At 45.8% G+C, this 16,657-nt stretch carries 15 protein-coding genes; 5 read left to right on the top strand and 10 right to left on the bottom strand.

Annotated elements, in window-relative coordinates; translation table 11 throughout:
- Positions 1-40: 40 nt before the first annotated feature.
- Genes Q0R17_RS06720 through rpe form a run of 3 tightly spaced genes read right to left on the bottom strand, consistent with a single transcriptional unit; the run spans position 41 to position 1,730 of the window.
- Positions 41-709, bottom strand: a complete 669-nt coding sequence (locus Q0R17_RS06720) for a phosphoglycolate phosphatase (protein ID WP_293933267.1) — start codon at positions 707-709, stop codon at positions 41-43.
- Positions 706-1,056, bottom strand: coding sequence for an arsenate reductase (glutaredoxin) (arsC, locus tag Q0R17_RS06715; RefSeq protein ID WP_293933265.1), 351 nt, complete (start codon positions 1,054-1,056; stop codon positions 706-708). The genes Q0R17_RS06720 and arsC overlap by 4 nt, the downstream gene beginning before the upstream one ends.
- Entirely contained in the window at positions 1,056-1,730 is a 675-nt protein-coding gene (gene rpe / locus Q0R17_RS06710) for a ribulose-phosphate 3-epimerase (protein ID WP_293933264.1), read from the bottom strand. The genes arsC and rpe overlap by 1 nt, the downstream gene beginning before the upstream one ends.
- Positions 1,731-1,837: 107 nt before the next feature.
- Here rpe and apaG point away from each other — a divergent pair, with 107 nt between their 5' ends.
- Positions 1,838-2,221, top strand: a complete 384-nt coding sequence (apaG, locus tag Q0R17_RS06705; protein WP_293933262.1) for a Co2+/Mg2+ efflux protein ApaG — start codon at positions 1,838-1,840, stop codon at positions 2,219-2,221.
- Between the two features lie 131 nt (positions 2,222-2,352).
- Positions 2,353-4,122 carry an ABC transporter ATP-binding protein/permease gene (locus Q0R17_RS06700; protein ID WP_293933261.1) on the top strand — a complete coding sequence of 590 codons (1,770 nt, stop codon included), beginning with the start codon at positions 2,353-2,355 and terminating at the stop codon, positions 4,120-4,122.
- A gap of 9 nt (positions 4,123-4,131) precedes the next feature.
- Here the strand turns inward: Q0R17_RS06700 and Q0R17_RS06695 are convergent, their stop codons facing one another.
- A complete protein-coding gene (locus tag Q0R17_RS06695; RefSeq protein ID WP_130107821.1) occupies positions 4,132-4,416 on the bottom strand; it encodes a hypothetical protein in 285 nt (94 codons plus the stop codon).
- A gap of 834 nt (positions 4,417-5,250) precedes the next feature.
- Between Q0R17_RS06695 and Q0R17_RS06690 the strand changes: the two genes are divergently transcribed.
- A complete protein-coding gene (locus tag Q0R17_RS06690; protein ID WP_293933258.1) occupies positions 5,251-5,769 on the top strand; it encodes an outer membrane beta-barrel protein in 519 nt (172 codons plus the stop codon).
- Between the two features lie 66 nt (positions 5,770-5,835).
- Here the strand turns inward: Q0R17_RS06690 and Q0R17_RS06685 are convergent, their stop codons facing one another.
- From Q0R17_RS06685 to dnaE, 4 genes are all read right to left on the bottom strand, one after another.
- Positions 5,836-6,990, bottom strand: a complete 1,155-nt coding sequence (locus tag Q0R17_RS06685) for a murein transglycosylase A (RefSeq protein ID WP_293933256.1) — start codon at positions 6,988-6,990, stop codon at positions 5,836-5,838.
- Positions 6,987-7,232 (bottom strand): PhaM family polyhydroxyalkanoate granule multifunctional regulatory protein, encoded by a 246-nt coding sequence (locus Q0R17_RS06680; protein ID WP_293933254.1) that lies wholly within the window; start codon positions 7,230-7,232, stop codon positions 6,987-6,989. Before Q0R17_RS06680 ends, Q0R17_RS06685 begins: the two co-directional genes overlap by 4 nt.
- A gap of 128 nt (positions 7,233-7,360) precedes the next feature.
- On the bottom strand, positions 7,361-9,631 hold the full coding sequence (locus Q0R17_RS06675) for an NADP-dependent malic enzyme (RefSeq protein ID WP_293933252.1): 2,271 nt from the start codon (positions 9,629-9,631) through the stop codon (positions 7,361-7,363).
- A 151-nt stretch (positions 9,632-9,782) separates the two neighbouring features.
- On the bottom strand, positions 9,783-13,244 hold the full coding sequence (gene dnaE / locus Q0R17_RS06670) for a DNA polymerase III subunit alpha (protein WP_293933250.1): 3,462 nt from the start codon (positions 13,242-13,244) through the stop codon (positions 9,783-9,785).
- Between the two features lie 231 nt (positions 13,245-13,475).
- Between dnaE and Q0R17_RS06665 the strand changes: the two genes are divergently transcribed.
- Together Q0R17_RS06665 and Q0R17_RS06660 are read left to right on the top strand one after the other, a co-directional pair.
- Positions 13,476-13,661 carry a putative motility protein gene (locus Q0R17_RS06665; RefSeq protein ID WP_293933249.1) on the top strand — a complete coding sequence of 62 codons (186 nt, stop codon included), beginning with the start codon at positions 13,476-13,478 and terminating at the stop codon, positions 13,659-13,661.
- Between the two features lie 119 nt (positions 13,662-13,780).
- The gene (locus Q0R17_RS06660) at positions 13,781-14,347 is read left to right on the top strand and encodes a phasin family protein (RefSeq protein WP_293933248.1); all 567 of its coding nucleotides are present in this window, start codon (positions 13,781-13,783) and stop codon (positions 14,345-14,347) included.
- 272 nt (positions 14,348-14,619) lie between these two features.
- Here the strand turns inward: Q0R17_RS06660 and Q0R17_RS06655 are convergent, their stop codons facing one another.
- Both Q0R17_RS06655 and Q0R17_RS06650 read right to left on the bottom strand, forming a co-directional pair.
- Positions 14,620-15,030: a GFA family protein gene (locus tag Q0R17_RS06655; RefSeq protein ID WP_293933247.1), complete on the bottom strand. Its 411-nt coding sequence runs from the start codon at positions 15,028-15,030 to the stop codon at positions 14,620-14,622.
- 462 nt (positions 15,031-15,492) lie between these two features.
- Positions 15,493-15,975, bottom strand: coding sequence for an OsmC family protein (locus Q0R17_RS06650; protein ID WP_293933246.1), 483 nt, complete (start codon positions 15,973-15,975; stop codon positions 15,493-15,495).
- Positions 15,976-16,657: the final 682 nt, after the last annotated feature.

Raw genomic sequence — 16,657 nt, 5'->3', positions numbered from 1 at the left:
GGGTTTTTTCTTGGGTGTTGCATACGATATTAAAAAAAAATTAATCTTGTGCTTCTAACCAAGTCATTAACTCATCAAAACGGCCGATTGTGACGTCTGCTTCAGGCATATTGGCGCTCACACCGTAGCCATAGCTGACAAACGCCACCTTACATCCGGCTGCGCGTGCCGCCAGAATATCGTTTTTAGAATCGCCCACCATTAATAGCTCAGCAGCGCTTACGCCCATTTTTTGCATGACGTGCAGTAAAGGCTCGGCATTTGGCTTGCGGCTTGCTAATGAATCACCACTGACGATGACTTCAAATACCTGATCAATGCCCAGCTCTTTTAATAAAGGTAGCGTAAAGCGCTCAGGCTTGTTGGTGATAATAGCCAGACGATAGCCGCAATCGTGCAATTCGTTCAAGGTATTGGCAACGCCAGGATAGAGCTTGGTTTTAAGCGTTAGCCCTGCTTGATAATGCAGATCAAAACGAGCAAGCGCTTCTTTTTGGGCTTGGCTGCCCGTGAAATTGGCGGCCATATCTGCAGTCATGGCGCGGGCGACAAGGCTTTCCGTGCCGTCACCCACAAAACTCTCAATTAACGCTACATCCAGCGTTGCAAGGCCAGCATCGCTACGGGCGGCGTTGGCAGCGTGGGCAAGATCGGGGATCGAATCGGCTAAGGTGCCATCTAAATCAAAAGCAAAGGCTCTGATACTCATACGGGTGTGTCCAATAGGGTAAAAATATTTTCTAATGGCCGGCCAATTGCAGCACGGCCTTGATAGATAAGAATAGGGCGCTCAATCAGCTTGGGATGCTTGGCCAATACCGCAATGATTGCGGCTTCGTCTAGCGCCTGTTCGGCGTACTGCTCTTGCCACAGGGTTTCTTTGCTGCGAACCAAAGCCAATGCGCTGATACCTAGCTGATTTAATAACTGGCGAATCTGCGCTTCATCAAGCGGCTGCTTAAGGTAGTCAATGATTTCTGGCTGTAAGTCTTTGGCCGTCAGTGCAGCAAGGACTTCTCGGCTTTTAGAGCAGCGTGGGTTATGGAGTAATTGCATTACTTAGCCAGCTCGGCACGCATTTGATCGATAACCGCTTTGTAATCGGGCTTGCCAAAAATGGCGGAGCCTGCCACAAATGTATCTACACCTGCAGCCGCAATTTCAGCAATATTGGCCGTGTTTACACCGCCATCGATTTCTAGCCAAATCTCACGCCCTGTTTGTGCCGTGTAGGCATCAATCCGTGCACGTGCTGCTTTAGCCTTGGCTAAAACGCCTGGGATAAAACTTTGCCCGCCATAGCCTGGATTGACGGACATTAATAAAATCATGTCGATTTTATCCATAACATAATCTAAATAATGAAGGGGCGTTGCAGGATTAAACACTAAGCCTGCCTTACAGCCGTGTTCTTTAATCAGGCCAAGTGAGCGATCAACATGCTCGGAGGCTTCGGGGTGAAAGGTGATGATATTTGCGCCCGCCTTGGCAAAATCAGGAATGATGCGATCAACGGGTTTAACCATAAGATGCACATCAATGGGGGCGGTAGTGTAGGGGCGAATGGCCTCACAAAACATCGGGCCCATTGAAAGATTGGGGACGTAATGATTATCCATTACATCAAAATGAATCATATCTGCGCCAGCGGCGATCACATTTTTAACTTCTTCGCCTAAACGTGCAAAGTCAGCGGCAAGAATGCTTGGTGCAATACGAAAATCTGTCATAACCAGCTCCATTTCAGGGTATATCACTCATTTTAACGGATACCTTACCTCTGTAGCCTTGAGCTTGGTAATATTCTCTTCATCAATGACCACAAGAACTGTAAAGAATGAGTGATTCTCCTGTTTATAGCGTGTTGGTTCACGCCGAAGCGTTTTACCTTCCAGAGCAATCGGATGAGGTGGCAGATCGTTATGCCTTTGCCTACCGCATCACGATTACTAACACCGGCACCGCTGCGGCTCAGTTATTGAGCCGTCACTGGGTGATTACCGATATGGAGGATCGCATACAAGAAGTGCAAGGTGATGGCGTAGTAGGCGAGCAGCCCGTGTTAGAGCCAGGTCAGCATTTTGAATATATGAGTAGCGCCAGTATTGCAACGCCCGTAGGCTCAATGCAGGGTAATTATCGCATGCAGGCAGCAGACGGCAATCAGTTTGATGCAGAAATCCCCTCGTTTGTGCTGGCTATGCCACGCACATTGCATTAACGGCCATGCTGTAGCCGTGCTAGGGTCACTCTGCCATGCGCGGTAAAATAGGGAGTAAAGGCTGGCTTGCCACTTTGCTTGTTTATCTTGGGCGTTGAGTCATATCAACGCCCACATTTATTTGGAAACACATGACGCAATCTCGTCGAAATGATTGGCAGACGCTATCTACTCTTTTGCCCTATCTTTGGCAGTATAAAACGCGGGTTATTCTGGCTTTATCTCTATTAATTTTGGCTAAATTTGCCAACGTCTCTATTCCCTTGGTTTTAAAAGGGATTGTGGATGGCCTAGATCCAAAACATGCGCCACTGGTATTGCCGCTTAGCCTTGTGCTTAGTTATGGCGCATTACGGCTCTGTGCCTCGGTATTTGGCGAAATGCGCGATGCAGTGTTTGCTAAAGTCACGCAAGGGGCTATTCGCAAAGTGGCGATGCAAGTCTTTGAGCATTTGCACCGTCTGAGTTTGCGCTTTCATTTAGAGCGGCAAACTGGGGGCATGAGCCGAGATATTGATCGTGGCACAAAAGGGATTTCCTTTTTGCTTAACTTTACCTTATTTAATATTTTGCCAACGCTGGTTGAAATTTTGCTAGTGGCTGGTATTTTATTAAAAAAATATGATGTTTGGTTTTCAGTTATCACCTTTGGAACTATTGTTTTATATATTGTATTTACCCTTGGCATTACTGAATGGCGCATGCATTTTCGCCGCACCATGAATGATATGGATTCAAAAGCCAATACTCGTGCAGTAGATAGCCTATTAAATTATGAAACGGTTAAATATTTTAATAATGAGCGCTGGGAGGCAGATCGCTATGATGCCAGCCTTAAAGTATGGGAAACTGCCGCCGTTAAAAACCAAGTTTCATTGTCATTTTTAAATGCTGGGCAGGCAATTATTATTGCGCTAGGCGTCACATTATTAGTGGGCTTGGCCGCGGATGGTGTAGTAAAAGGCACCATGACCCTAGGTGATTTAGTCTTGGTCAATGCTTTTTTATTGCAGCTTTATGCGCCGCTTAATTTTTTAGGCTTTGTCTATCGTGAAATCAAACATTCTTTGGCCGATATGGAAAAGATGTTTAATTTAATGGGCCAAAATGCCGAAGTTAAAGACATTGAAACCGCACAAATATTAAATACGCAATCAGCATCCATTTGTTTTGATCATGTTGATTTCTCTTATGAGCCTAATCGGCAGATTTTGCACAATGTGAGCTTTGTTATCCCGACAGGGAAAACAGTTGCCGTGGTAGGTAGCTCAGGCGCGGGGAAATCAACGTTATCCCGATTGCTCTATCGTTTTTATGATGTGAGCCAAGGAGGGATAAGCATTAATGGCGTTGATTTGCGTGAGCTTAATCAAGTGAGCTTGCGTGCGCATATTGGGATTGTGCCGCAGGATACGGTGCTATTTAACGACAGTATTTATTATAATATTGCCTATGGTCAGCCAACGGCAAGCCGTGATGAAGTGATTCAAGCGGCTAAATCTGCACATATATACGAGTTTATTCAATCCTTACCAGATGGGTTTGATACTTTGGTTGGTGAGCGCGGATTAAAATTATCGGGCGGAGAAAAGCAGCGCGTTGCAATTGCGCGCACCATTCTTAAAAACCCACCTATTTTAATTTTTGATGAAGCCACTTCTGCACTTGATTCTCGTACCGAAAAGGCAATTCAGGCCGAGCTTAAAGAAATCTCTGCCAATCGCACTACTTTAATTGTTGCCCATCGCTTATCTACAGTCGCCGAAGCTGATGAAATCCTTGTTATGGAGCAAGGACAAATCGTTGAGCGAGGCCGCCATCGAGATTTATTGGAGCTAGGTGCTAATTACGCAAGGATGTGGCAGCTACAACAAGGCGACGAAGACAATAGTACTGATTAAGATCACTTATTAGAATGCAGACCATGGTGATCGTGTGGTTTGCGCTTTAAGGGCCACTTCTTCTACTACCCATTCATATAAAGCATCAGGGTCAATTGCAAGTTGCCGCGCTTTGACGCTGATTTTTTCCCAAGCGGCACGCCTTAATTGTTGACGTGCTAGCTTCTTTGCTAAGGCGGATTCATCAGTTTGGCGCATGGTGTGCCAAGCCTCTGGCTCTGGTCGCTCCTCATCTGGGCTGTAAAATAAAACCGAAGGATGAGGGAGTGGTTTTTTTTGATTTAAGTCTTTCAAACTGCTTGATACCTTTTGAAGGGCCATTTCTAAGAATGGTTACTTATCGATGATTCGATTAAAAGAGAAACAAGGCTACTCTCTTCAAATATCGTAAAAATGGCAAATTGAAAATAACGCTGCAAAAATTGCATGCGATCAGCTTGCTAGTGCATTTATTAAAATGAGTTACTTAGGTGTATATCTAAAAATGCATATTAATTCTGTTTATTACAATGAAGCGACACAATGGCCAAATGCTATTTAGACTTGGCAAATTAAAGACCTTGGGTCGGTGTGCCGATCAGGATTGCATGAATTGCATCCCTTACGAGATTCGCTTTCATTGATTGGCTCAGATTGTATAAGGCTCTTACATTTATTGCACCAATTCTATAGCTAAGTGGGTAAAAAAACCGAAAAAACATCAGATTTAGTCAGAGCTTAATTTGGGATGCCTTGTTGCTTTCGCAAGCAGAAGGTTCACGTAAATTTATGCTAGCAAAACACCTAAGGTAGAGACAAGGTGTCTGTGATATTTATAGCATAGCTTGATGCTGTTGTTTGTTTTTTTGTTTTAATTTTATTGCATAAAACACGGCTTAAGCTTGAATCTACATGCCGCTACTTAAGTCCCTCGATAGCGATTTGAGCGTCTCCTTGAACGCCACATTATTTATATAAAGCATGACGGCTAGTGAGGAAAGGTATTTTTTAGCGATGACTGTAGATACAACGAAAGCATCTGCTTATTTTTTTGTTTTAAGAAAGAAATTAGAAAGTATTTGTGTTTAATTTGTAATTTTTGCTAATATATACCCTCGGTATAAAATCTAAATCCATCTAAGGGCTAGCATGCGTTTACTCTGTGCATTAACTTTATGTCTGATAACAAGTTACTCGAATGCGGATATCAAATCTGGCGTATATATTAATGTTGATTCAGGTTGGTCGCATTATTCTGCAGCAAAAGAAACTAACGATGTCAATGATATTAGCTTTGCCACACGAATTGGTTATCAGTTTAATCGAAACTTTGCCATTGAAGGGCAACTGGTTGGTTTGGGGTTTTCTCGCAACCTGATGCGGTTTACAACAGATCAAGAATTTACACCTAGCTATAATTATGGAGTAAATGCAGTCGGTATTTTACCGATCAATGAGCGCTTTGATTTGCTGGGTAAATTAGGTATTGGCCGCACTAGAATGGAGAGTTCTTTGCGTGCACAGTCAGATTATGACGAAACAGATGCTAATCTAGGCTTAGCACTACGTTTGGCTCTGGGCACAAGCTGGGGCATAAAGCTGGAAAGCAATTATTTTAATAAAGCAAAAGTAACGATTGCAATGCTGGGTTTTGATTACCACTTTTAATTATTTAGCGCATTAAATGCCGGTCAATGACTGCAAAATATATTGCATAAAAACCGGCATTTAATTTTACAGAGGCAGGGGGTGATCTTTCGGCCATAAGAGCCAAAGCTGCCCATTTTGCTTCATCTTTCCCGCTAATTCCCCCGCAGCATCTCCCGTGCCCCAAAAGAAATCAGCCCGCACCGTGCCACGAATCGCCCCACCCGTATCTTGAGCGGCCACAAGGCGATGGATTCCCCCGCCATTATCTGGCCTATCGGTAGCGATAAAAGTCATGCTGCCTAACGGGATGGTGTTTTTATCCACGGCAATGCTAAAACCAGCCGTAAGCGGTATATTTTGCGCGCCAATCGGCCCGTCATTCGAAGCAGGTAGAGTGCGGAAAAACACATAACTTGGATTGCTATCCAGTAAATTTTCTACGCGATTGGGGTGACTATCTGCCCAGCTTCTGATGGTTTGCATTGATACATCTGCAGCTTTTAATTCGCCTTGCTCAACTAACCAGCGGCCAACGGGTTTGTAAGGGTGGCCATTTTGATCGGCATAACCAAGCCTTAGCTCTTTGCCCCCGCCAAGGCGTACTCTGCCGGAGCCTTGGATTTGCAAAAACTGTACATCCATTGGGCTTTCTAACCACGCTAATACTGGCGCATTAATCTCTTTTTTAACGATGTCAGCGCGGCTGTAGTAGGGCAGTAATTTATTGCCAACAATGCGGCCACGTAAGCGTTTGCCTTTAAGCTCTGGATACAGCTCAGCCAGCTCTACCGTAATCATGTCTTTGGGTGGTGCGTAAACGGGGTAGCGTGCTTGAGCGCTCTGTTGCAAGCTGCCCGGATAAATCGGTTCGTAATAGCCCGTAATGAGGCCGGTTTGACTGCCATCTGGATTACTTAATTGATAAGGCATAAAGCGCGACTCAATAAAAGCACGCGCGGCAGAGGCGGGGAGCTCTTTGGCCTCTTTGCATAAGCCCAGCCAAGGCTCGTTTTTAAGTTTGGCACAAGATTTTTGCCAAGTTGCAAAGCTGGTGGCTAAATCGTCACCAGGCCAATTGGGTAGGGCCTGCCAATCACTACGCTGATAAGGAGAGCTCGCCGCAGGCGTGGTTTGCTCAGGCGGCGTGGAGGGTGTTGGAACGGGCGTTGCGCAGGCAGTAAAAAGCCCCGCAGCAAATGCAGCGAGGCTGAGGCTACGGACAGAGCGAAAATAAATCATGGTTCCTTAGGATCGAGTCCTTGTTTAAAAGCGGTAATTCCCGTTTTTTGCATTTCTAAGGTTTTGACGGTCATTTGCAACATGCCTACTTGCATAGAGAGCCACTGCTCTACGGTACGACATTCTGCAATTTTTTTATCTATCTCTTCGATAGACATAGGGGGCGAAAAAGGGTTCCCTGCGTTAGGCTTAAAAAACTGGGAAAACAAAGCAAAAGGATCGTTTGGGTTATATTCGCTCATGGTGTTTCCTTTATGCGGGGCGGTGTAGGGTGGATTAGGCCGCATTGAGTGAAATCGGCCATAACCCACCGTGGCTGCAGTGGCTAAGGCAAAAAATGCCTCACCCACCCTACATCATCTTGCTTTGTTTAGTCTTTTGCCGCCGCTTCAACCGCAGCTAAAGCCGCCATATTAACGATACGGCGCACCGATGCCGTTGGTGTAAGGATATGCACCGGAGCAGCTAAGCCCATTAACATCGGCCCAATCGTCACGCCATCGCCGCATGTCATTTTCAATAAATTGAAAGAGATATTTGCGGAATCCAGATTAGGCATAATCAATAGATTAGCTTCACCTTTTAGCGTTGAATTTGGGAATACCTGTTGGCGCACGGTGCTAGAAAGCGCGGCATCGCCGTGCATTTCGCCATCTACTTCTAGATCGGGTGCACGTTCACGTAAAATGGCTAAAGTTGCACGCATCTTACGCGCCGAAGGCGTATCCATGCTGCCAAAGTTTGAGTGGCTTAATAACGCCACCTTAGGCTGTATGCCAAATTTACGTACCGTATCCGCCGCCATTAGCGTGATTTCAGCAAGCTCTTCTGGATTTGGATCATGATTAACGTAAGTATCGGTAATGAATACATTGCCGGTAGGCAGTAATAGGGCATTCATTGCCGCAGTGACTTTTGCGCCGCTTTGTAAGCCAAGCACATTACTAACATACCAGTGATGGCGTTGGTATTGGCCATAAGTACCACAAATCATTGCATCTGCTTCGCCACGTTTTAGCATTAAAGCGCCAATGAGCGTGGTTTTACGGCGAACTTCCGCTTTTGCTAATTCTTCAGCAACACCGCGACGCTCCATAATGGAGTGATATTGCATCCAGTATTCGCGGAAACGTGGATCGTCTTCTTGGTTGCACAACTCAAAATCGACGCCCGCCTTGATGCGTAAACCGAGTTTTTCGATACGGTTTTCGATAATCGCAGGGCGGCCAATGATAATTGGGCGGCAAACACCCATATCGACTACTTCTTGCACCGCATGCAAGACGCGCTCATCTTCGCCTTCGCAGAAAATAACCCGTTTATTGGCTTTTTTCGCTGCGGTAAATACAGGACGCATAAATAAGTTGGACTTATAAACAAACTGCGTCAGCTCTTCGATATACACGCCCCAATCTTCAATCGGGCGAGTTGCCACGCCAGACTCCATAGCCGCGCGCGCAACAGCAGGAGCGATTTTGATAATTAGACGTGGATCGAATGGTTTTGGAATCAAATAATCAGGGCCAAAGCTCAGATTTTGGCCGCCGTAAGCATCAGCTACTACGTCCGATTGCTCCGCATGGGCGAGTTCCGCAATCGCGTTGACGGCTGCGTGCTTCATTTCTTCGTTAATAGTGGTGGCACCAACATCAAGCGCGCCACGGAAGATAAACGGGAAACAAAGTACATTGTTTACTTGGTTTGGATAATCCGAGCGGCCAGTACACACAATGGCATCGCTGCGTGCAGCGCGTGCATCGGGCGGGGTGATTTCTGGGTCAGGATTGGCCAAGGCCAAGATCAGCGGTGTGGCGGACATTTGTAAAATCATGTCGCCAGTGACGAGGCCAGCGCCGGATAAACCCAAGAAAATATCTGCGCCAACGAGCGCTTCTTTTAAGGTGCGGGCTTCGGTGGTTTGGGCATAGCGCTGCTTGGTTTCATCTAAGGGGCCGCGACCAACATAAATCACGCCTTTAGAATCACAAACCGTCACATTGCTACGTGTTACACCCAATGAAACCAATAAATCGAGACAAGCAATGGCTGCTGCACCGGCACCTGAGGCGACCAGTTTTACGTCTGCAATTTTCTTGCCAATTAAGCGTAGGCCGTTTTTAACCGCCGCGCCAACAATAATGGCGGTGCCGTGCTGGTCATCGTGAAAAACAGGGATTTTCATCCGTTCACGCAGCATTTTTTCCACATAAAAGCACTCAGGTGCTTTAATGTCTTCTAAGTTAATCCCGCCGAAAGTTGGCTCTAATGAGGCAATGATTTCAACGAGTTTTACGGGGTCTTTTTCTTCAATTTCAATGTCAAAAACATCAATACCGGCGAATTTTTTAAATAAAACGCCTTTGCCTTCCATAACCGGCTTGCTCGCTAACGGGCCAATATCACCCAAGCCAAGTACTGCAGTGCCATTGGTGATGACCGCAACTAAATTGCCACGCGCAGTGAGATTGCGTGCTTCGCTAGGGTCTTCAACGATGGCATCGCATGCAGCCGCAACACCAGGGGAGTAGGCCAGTGCTAAATCACGTTGGCTAGATAATGCCTTGGTTGGCATAACCTGAATTTTACCTGGTTTAGGAAAGCGGTGATATTCGAGGGCTTTCTTGCGAATTTCTTCGTCCATATTTGTATCCCTTGTCAAAAGTGTTGTTCTATTGAAAGTGTGTATGCTCTCGCATCAATGCTTATTAGCTGTTGTTCTATGCACGCTTCTAAGTAGATGCTTTCTTTAAGCATGTTGTAATCAGGTGTTTCAGTAGTTGTTAGAATTACATTTAAAACTTAATAGAAACCCCTTCATTGCCTAGCCAGCTTTTCAACTCTGCCAGCAACTCATCGCGCAATGTTATTCGCCAGCTTTCACCCAGTGACAAGATACATGCCGCATCGGTATTTTGGTAATCCACTTCAACGGGGCATTCGCCGCCGCGATGTAATGTTAGCAAGCTTTTAAGACGCTGAGCATCCATGCCTTGTTTCATTGCTAGTGTCATGCTGCGTGCAAAGCGGCTGCGTGCTTCGGCGATATCATAAATAGTATCGGCAATAATGCGTAAGCCTCCTGAAAAGCGATCTTCAGAAATCTTACCCTCGATGACTAAGAGGGTGTCTTCTTTGATTTTGTTCCGGTTGGCTTCAAATACTTCAGAATAAACCGTGACATCGCGGCGCGATTTGCCATCATCTAAAGTCACAAAAGCCATGCGGCCTCGGTCGCCGTTTTTAATCCGCAAGGCGCTAACAATGCCGGCAATCATTTGCGGAGTGCGGCTTGGCTCTAACCGCTCTAAAGATGATTTAATGAACTGACGAATTCCTTTGGCGTGCGCATCAAAAGGGTGGCCAGAAATATAAAAACCAACGGCATTTTTTTCTTCGGCAAGCTTTACTCGCTCATCCCATTCCGGTACTTCAAGCACAGCCACTTGCGGTACATCAACGGCTTCTAGCATATCAAATAGACTAGATTGATTTTTATTGGCCGCGTCACTTTCGGCCAGTGCCATTGCTTGTTCCACATTGGCCATGAGGCGAGCACGATGTGGATCAATTTTATCAAATGCACCGGCACGAATCAGCGCTTCTACTGTACGTTTATTGACTTCGCGCTTTTCAGTACGATGGCAAAAATCATATAAATCTGTGAAAGGGCCGTTGGTTTCACGTTCACGGACAATCATCTGTACTGCAGATTCCCCTACGCCCTTGATTGCACCGAGGGCATAGCGAATTTCCTTACGTGAAACAGGTACAAATTTATGAAAGCTATGGTTAACATCCGGCGGCAATAAAATCAGCTTGTTGGTTTCAACGCTATCGTCGTAAAACACTTTAAGCTGATCGGTGTTGTCGAGCTCCGAGCTCATAGTGGCGGCCATAAACGCCGCGCAGTGATGCGCTTTTAGCCATGCCGTATGGTAGGAAACTACCGCATAGGCGGCCGTGTGGGATTTATTAAACCCGTATTCGGCAAACTTAGCCATCAAGTCAAATAGCTGCTCAGCAAGCTTGGGATCGTAGCCTTTGAGCGCGGCCCCTTGGGCGATTTTCTCGCGGTGCTCGGCCATCTCTTCGGCTTTTTTCTTACCCATGGCGCGGCGCAACATATCCGCCCCGCCAAGGGTGTAGCCGCCGATAATCTGCGAGATTTGCATCACCTGCTCTTGATACACGATCACGCCGTAAGTGGGGTCGAGACACGCCGTTAAATCAGGGTGAAAATAATCGACTTCTTCCAGTTTATTCTTACGGTTGATAAAGGTATCAACCATGCCTGAGCCCAAAGGGCCTGGGCGATAGAGCGCCAATACCGCAATAATATCTTCAAAACGATCGGGTTTTAGCTTGGCTAAAAGGCGTTTCATTCCATCCGATTCCACCTGAAATACGGCGGTGGTATTGGCATCCCTAAATATTTTATAAGCGGCGGGGTCTTCAAAGCCCAAGAGCATTAAGTCGGGGGCGCTGCCTTCCATGGTGCGAATGTAATTCAGCGCTAACTCGATAATGGTTAAGTTGCGCAAACCCAAAAAGTCGAACTTAACTAAGCCCACTTTTTCAACGTCGTCTTTATCTAGCATCGAAACCGGTGCGGAATCCGCGCCAGACGCCAGATAAATGGGGCAAAAATCGGTGATCTTGCCCGGCGCAATCAAAACGCCCCCAGCGTGCATGCCGATATTACGCGTAAGGCCTTCTAGCTTTTTAGCCAGCACCCACAGCTCTTTAACCTCGTCTTCGTTTTCTACGCGCTGTTTTAAGATGGGCTCCATTTCTAGTGCGTCATCAAGGCTATATTGCTTACCAGGTGCGGCAGGGATCAGCTTGGATAAGCCATCACAAAACATATACGGCAGATCTAACACGCGGCCAACGTCGCGCACGACGGCTTTGGCTGCCATCGTGCCGAAGGTGGCAATTTGGCTTACCGCCTCAACGCCGTATTTTTCGCGCACGTATTCGATCACTCGCCAGCGGTTTTCTTGGCAAAAATCGATATCGAAATCGGGCATGGAAACGCGTTCAGGGTTCAAAAACCGCTCAAACAGCAGGGCGTAGGCGGTGGGGTCGATATCCGTAATACCAAGGCTGTACGCCACTAAGGAGCCCGCACCTGAGCCGCGGCCAGGGCCGACCGGACAGCCGTTGCGTTTCCCCCAGTAAATAAAATCGGCCACGATCAAGAAATAGCCGGGAAACCCCATTTGCACGATGGTATCGGTTTCAAACTTAAGCCGATCCAGATAGCGCGGGCGCTCTGCATCACGCTTTTCCTGATCTGGATAGAGCAGCAGCAGCCGCTCTTCTAAGCCACGCTTGGCCTCAAAAATCAGGAAATCATCGAGCGTCATTCCGTCTGGCGTTGGAAAATCCGGCAGATAGTTTTTACCTAGGACGATGGTTAAATTACACCGCTCGGCAATAGCCACTGTATTAAGTAGCGCCTCTGGAATATCCGCAAATAGCTCGGCCATTTCAGCTGCAGATTTAAAATATTGTTCCTCTGTAAATAAACGCGGGCGGCGCTTATCCGCCACCATATTGCCCTCGGCAATACAAACGCGGGCCTCGTGCGCCTTGTAATCATCCCGATCCATAAACTGCACGGGATGGGTGGCCACCACCGGCAAATCAAGATCGGAGGCTAAATCCAAATGGCCTTGCAGGCTTGGCTCGGCGCTAGGGAAGCCCGTGCGCTGTAGCTCAAGGTAAAAGCTATCAGGAAAAGTAGCTGCCCACCAGCGTGCAGCGGCCAGTGCGGCATCGTATTGACCGCCAATCAATAACTGGCCAATTTCGCCTAAAGCTGCACCAGATAGGCAAATCAGCTGGCTATTGTCGCCTTCCGTTAACCATTCTTTTTTAAGCTCGGCACGGCCACGATATTGATTATTACGAAAGGCATTAGATAAAAGATCGCAAAGGCGGCCATAACCTGCACGGCTTTTACAAATCAATAAGACGCGAAAGGGCGCATCTCTTTCGTCAGGATTTTCTATCCAAGCATCCACCCCCACAATGGGCTTGATCCCCGCTTCGCGGCAAGCCTTATAGTGTTTGACGATGCCAAAGAGGTTCATTAAATCCGAAACCCCAAGCGCAGGCATGCCTCCAGACTTAGCGGCTTTAACCGCATCATCTAGACGTACGATGCCGTCGGTAACTGAAAACTCGGAATGGAGGCGTAAGTGGATATAGCGTACGACGGAGTCGCTCAGCATGGAGGGCAAATTCATCCGTGTATTTTATCACTCAAAAGCCATATCGCCACTCAAAGATGAAGGAGATAATTTCACGCTCTAAACGGCATGGCTTGAGCTAAAACGCTGTTGACATTTTTTTAAATCTTGAGGCAAAAATACGAGTGTTGGTAAAACATGCAGCGGCATTTACAAAACAAACTTTAACAGAGCCTACGCAATGGCTATAATGACCAAACTCCAAATCCTTTCTCAAACAGGTGATCTATGGATGTTTCAACCGTAAGCGCTGGCGCTAGCGCCGCCACCCAAAATGCAGCGGCCTTGCTCATGGCCAAAAAATCTAACGATATCCAAGCGCAATCCGCGCTAAGTTTGCTGGCTGCAGTGCCTGATGCACCTAAATACAACAATCCAGCAGCCCTAGGAAATAGCGTAGATACAAGGGCTTAGGCGAGTTAGTTGTTAATAATCCGAATATTTTGTTGCACTGCACAAAATAGTTTGACTCTCCGTATTCATTGCACTCATAATGAATTGCATTGTTGCACTGCACAACCGGAGAGATCACCATGTTCAAAGACCTATTTAAAGCCCCACAATTCAATCCTGCTCAATTTACTGATATTGGCCAAGCTAATCTGGACAAATCCCTGCGCTTTACCAATATCGCTTTAAGCAGCGTAGAGCGTTTGGTTAATCTGCAAATCAGCATCACTCGTGATTTGATTGCTGAACACGCAGAAACCACTAAAGCACTGTCTGGCGTAAAAGATGTACAAGGCTTGGTAGCGCTTCAACGTCAACTGGCTCAGCCATCCGTTGAAAAAAGCATGTCTGTGGCGCGCAATGTATTTGATGCTGCAAGCGCAACACAGAAAGAGCTGAATGGCCTGATCGAAGAACAAGTTTTAGAATTCAACAAAAACCTACTTGCCACACTAGATAAAGCCACTGCAAATGCACCTGCTGGCTCTGGCGTAGCTGTAAATGCACTACGCAATGTCGTTGAAACTGCAAGCAACACTTACGATGCAGTGACTAAAACTAGCCAAAAAATTACCTCAGAATTAGTAAGCGCAACTGTAAATGCTGCTGAAGCTGGCGCAAAAGTAGTGAATACCAAAGCAACTGCTTAAATCATTAAATAAAAATGCCGCTCTCTTTTAATAGGGAGCGGCATTTTTTGTGGGCGCTCATATAATAACGGGGCTTTGTTTTTTTTTGCACTAACTTGCATCAATTCGAGCCTAGTTATGTGAGGCTGCTTGGTGTTTTTCGTGGGCTAACCATTTTGCGCAACCGCATGGCCAAATCAGAATCTACGTCCTGTCAAAGATAGTGGTGATTGCGGCGAGAGTTGCGGATAAAAGCGCCCAAAAGAATCAGTCAGCAATCAGGGGTTAGCTTGTCATATTGATGTTGAGGCTCGATCATTAGGATGATTTACCCCATCATTAAGCGGTATATTTTCTAGATCATAGGGATTAATCCCTTCTAAGCAGCCAACATTAAAACCATATTGTTCGGGGTTTGATCTACGTTGATGATGAGTATAGATGCCGCATTGCCCACAGAAATAATGCTTTGCCATATGGGTATTAAATTGATAAAGCTTGATTGAATCCGCACCTTGAATGACTTTAATATCCACCAAAGCAATCGACGCCATCACCGCGCCTTTTCTACGGCAAATAGAGCAATCACAGCGCCGTGGATCAACAATGCCATTGGGTAAATCAAGCTCTAATACCACGGCACCGCAGTGGCAAGATGCGCGATGTTTAGGTGGAACGATTGTGGGGCCAACTTTTTTAATCATAGAGCACCTATTAATGATTTATTGCCAAAGACATAGAGCGAACCCAGCCTATCCGTCCAGCTACGTGCTCACCATGATCGATCCAACCCGCTTTAGGGTAGGGGCGAATAGCGCTGGTATTCTCTGTATCCACCGAAAGTACAATATGCTGGGTTTCAGACTAAGCCTAGTAATGGTGGAATCAGCGGCACCCCAATCAGGAGCAAGCGGCCCGCATTTTACATAAAAGAAATCCAATGACTTCTTTCGATTGCAGAATAGCCAGTTCTAAAAAATGAGATGATGGAGACGTTTCACATAAAGCAATGGCGGCTTTAATTGTGCCAGCATATTCAATTTGCTGTTGTGAAATGGCCAAATTGCGGACAGCGGCTTATTGAGGGGAGGTAAATCAGACCACAGCCTAAAATCAATAGCGTAAGAGTGATGCATATAAACCTTATAGGTCATTCTAATGAAATGCTAAGAAATAATAGCGGCTATATAAACAGGCTCGCAGCGTATTTCTGTTTTGACTGAATTAGCAATAAAGCAATTGGCATGCGCCTGATGGTGCATTTTATCAATTTGCTCTGGGTTTGGCGTGTATTTGCCGGAAAAGATAATTTCTGGCCTAAGCGTCACCACTGTAATGGCTATTTTTCCTTCGGCATTTTTCTCCATTAACCCTATAGCGGCATCAAAATAGCGATCAATACAGAATTTGTTTTTAGCGGCAATGGAAAGAAACCAAAGCATATGGCAACTGGCGATTGACGCAATAAATGCCTCTTCAGGATCAAGCGCACTTGCATCCGACATTGGTATTGGCACAACGTGGGGTGATGAAGAACCGGGAATTTCTAAGCCGCCATCAAAGCGCAATAGATGTTTTCTGCTATATTGATTGCCAATAAAGTCTTGTTCACCACGCAGCCATAAAATATCGGCACAATATTGGGTCATCTTGATTTATGCCTTGTTGTGTTTGAGCATGATTGCCTTTGGCTTCAATAACATCCCAAATAATTTGGTGCCAAATATCTAGATTGGCAAGGCGTAAATATACAGCAAACTTGAATTTAATGCTCATTGCCAAGTGAGTGAAGGGTATTACAAGAGATATGTAACAATGGAGCAATAAAAAATTAATACTCCTTGTTTAATAAGGAGTATTAATTCAATGCCATACCAAAGGTAGGGGTGAATCAGCTAGTTATTATTTTATATCTCATTAGGGCAACAAGCCAAACCAAGGTGCTTTAATCTGGAAATTGACCTGCAATTCAATGCCTACTTGGTGGTGGCTACGATTTCCTAGGGTAATATGTTTTTTAAAATGATGTATGGCGCTTCATCGATTCAAGGATAAAAACAACTTTTTCAGAAATTACTTTATATTCACTTTCAAATGCAGAGCTAGCCTGTTCTTTTTTTCCAAGCCTGCTTAATATAACAATGTTGCCCGCGGAGTAATGAAATTTTTTATGTGCGGCTAATAATATTTTACCTGATTATGTCTCTTGCTCCGGAACCCTTGATTTAGCAATTCGTGCGGCGTAAAGTGAACGAACGTTCTGCTTTACGGAGGTGAATCATGTCCGTCAATGGCATCCAAATGCAAAAGGGCTTGTCTTTGCCTGAGTTC

Source organism: Iodobacter sp., assembly GCF_025352645.1.
Lineage (GTDB): Bacteria > Pseudomonadota > Gammaproteobacteria > Burkholderiales > Chitinibacteraceae > Iodobacter.
The sequence above is the reverse complement of the archived record's forward strand: the minus strand, read 5'-3'. Positions and strand labels throughout refer to the sequence as shown.

Coding starts and splice junctions, on each gene's coding strand:
- Q0R17_RS06650 (WP_293933246.1), bottom strand. CDS start 15,975: ATGACCCAATATTGTGCCGATATTTTATGGCTGCGTGGTGAACAAGAC.
- Q0R17_RS06655 (WP_293933247.1), bottom strand. CDS start 15,030: ATGATTAAAAAAGTTGGCCCCACAATCGTTCCACCTAAACATCGCGCA.
- Q0R17_RS06685 (WP_293933256.1), bottom strand. CDS start 6,990: ATGATTTATTTTCGCTCTGTCCGTAGCCTCAGCCTCGCTGCATTTGCT.
- rpe (WP_293933264.1), bottom strand. CDS start 1,730: ATGACAGATTTTCGTATTGCACCAAGCATTCTTGCCGCTGACTTTGCA.
- dnaE (WP_293933250.1), bottom strand. CDS start 13,244: ATGAATTTGCCCTCCATGCTGAGCGACTCCGTCGTACGCTATATCCAC.
- Q0R17_RS06680 (WP_293933254.1), bottom strand. CDS start 7,232: ATGAGCGAATATAACCCAAACGATCCTTTTGCTTTGTTTTCCCAGTTT.
- Q0R17_RS06675 (WP_293933252.1), bottom strand. CDS start 9,631: ATGGACGAAGAAATTCGCAAGAAAGCCCTCGAATATCACCGCTTTCCT.
- Q0R17_RS06665 (WP_293933249.1), top strand. CDS start 13,476: ATGGATGTTTCAACCGTAAGCGCTGGCGCTAGCGCCGCCACCCAAAAT.
- Q0R17_RS06720 (WP_293933267.1), bottom strand. CDS start 709: ATGAGTATCAGAGCCTTTGCTTTTGATTTAGATGGCACCTTAGCCGAT.
- arsC (WP_293933265.1), bottom strand. CDS start 1,056: ATGCAATTACTCCATAACCCACGCTGCTCTAAAAGCCGAGAAGTCCTT.
- Q0R17_RS06700 (WP_293933261.1), top strand. CDS start 2,353: ATGACGCAATCTCGTCGAAATGATTGGCAGACGCTATCTACTCTTTTG.
- apaG (WP_293933262.1), top strand. CDS start 1,838: ATGAGTGATTCTCCTGTTTATAGCGTGTTGGTTCACGCCGAAGCGTTT.
- Q0R17_RS06690 (WP_293933258.1), top strand. CDS start 5,251: ATGCGTTTACTCTGTGCATTAACTTTATGTCTGATAACAAGTTACTCG.
- Q0R17_RS06660 (WP_293933248.1), top strand. CDS start 13,781: ATGTTCAAAGACCTATTTAAAGCCCCACAATTCAATCCTGCTCAATTT.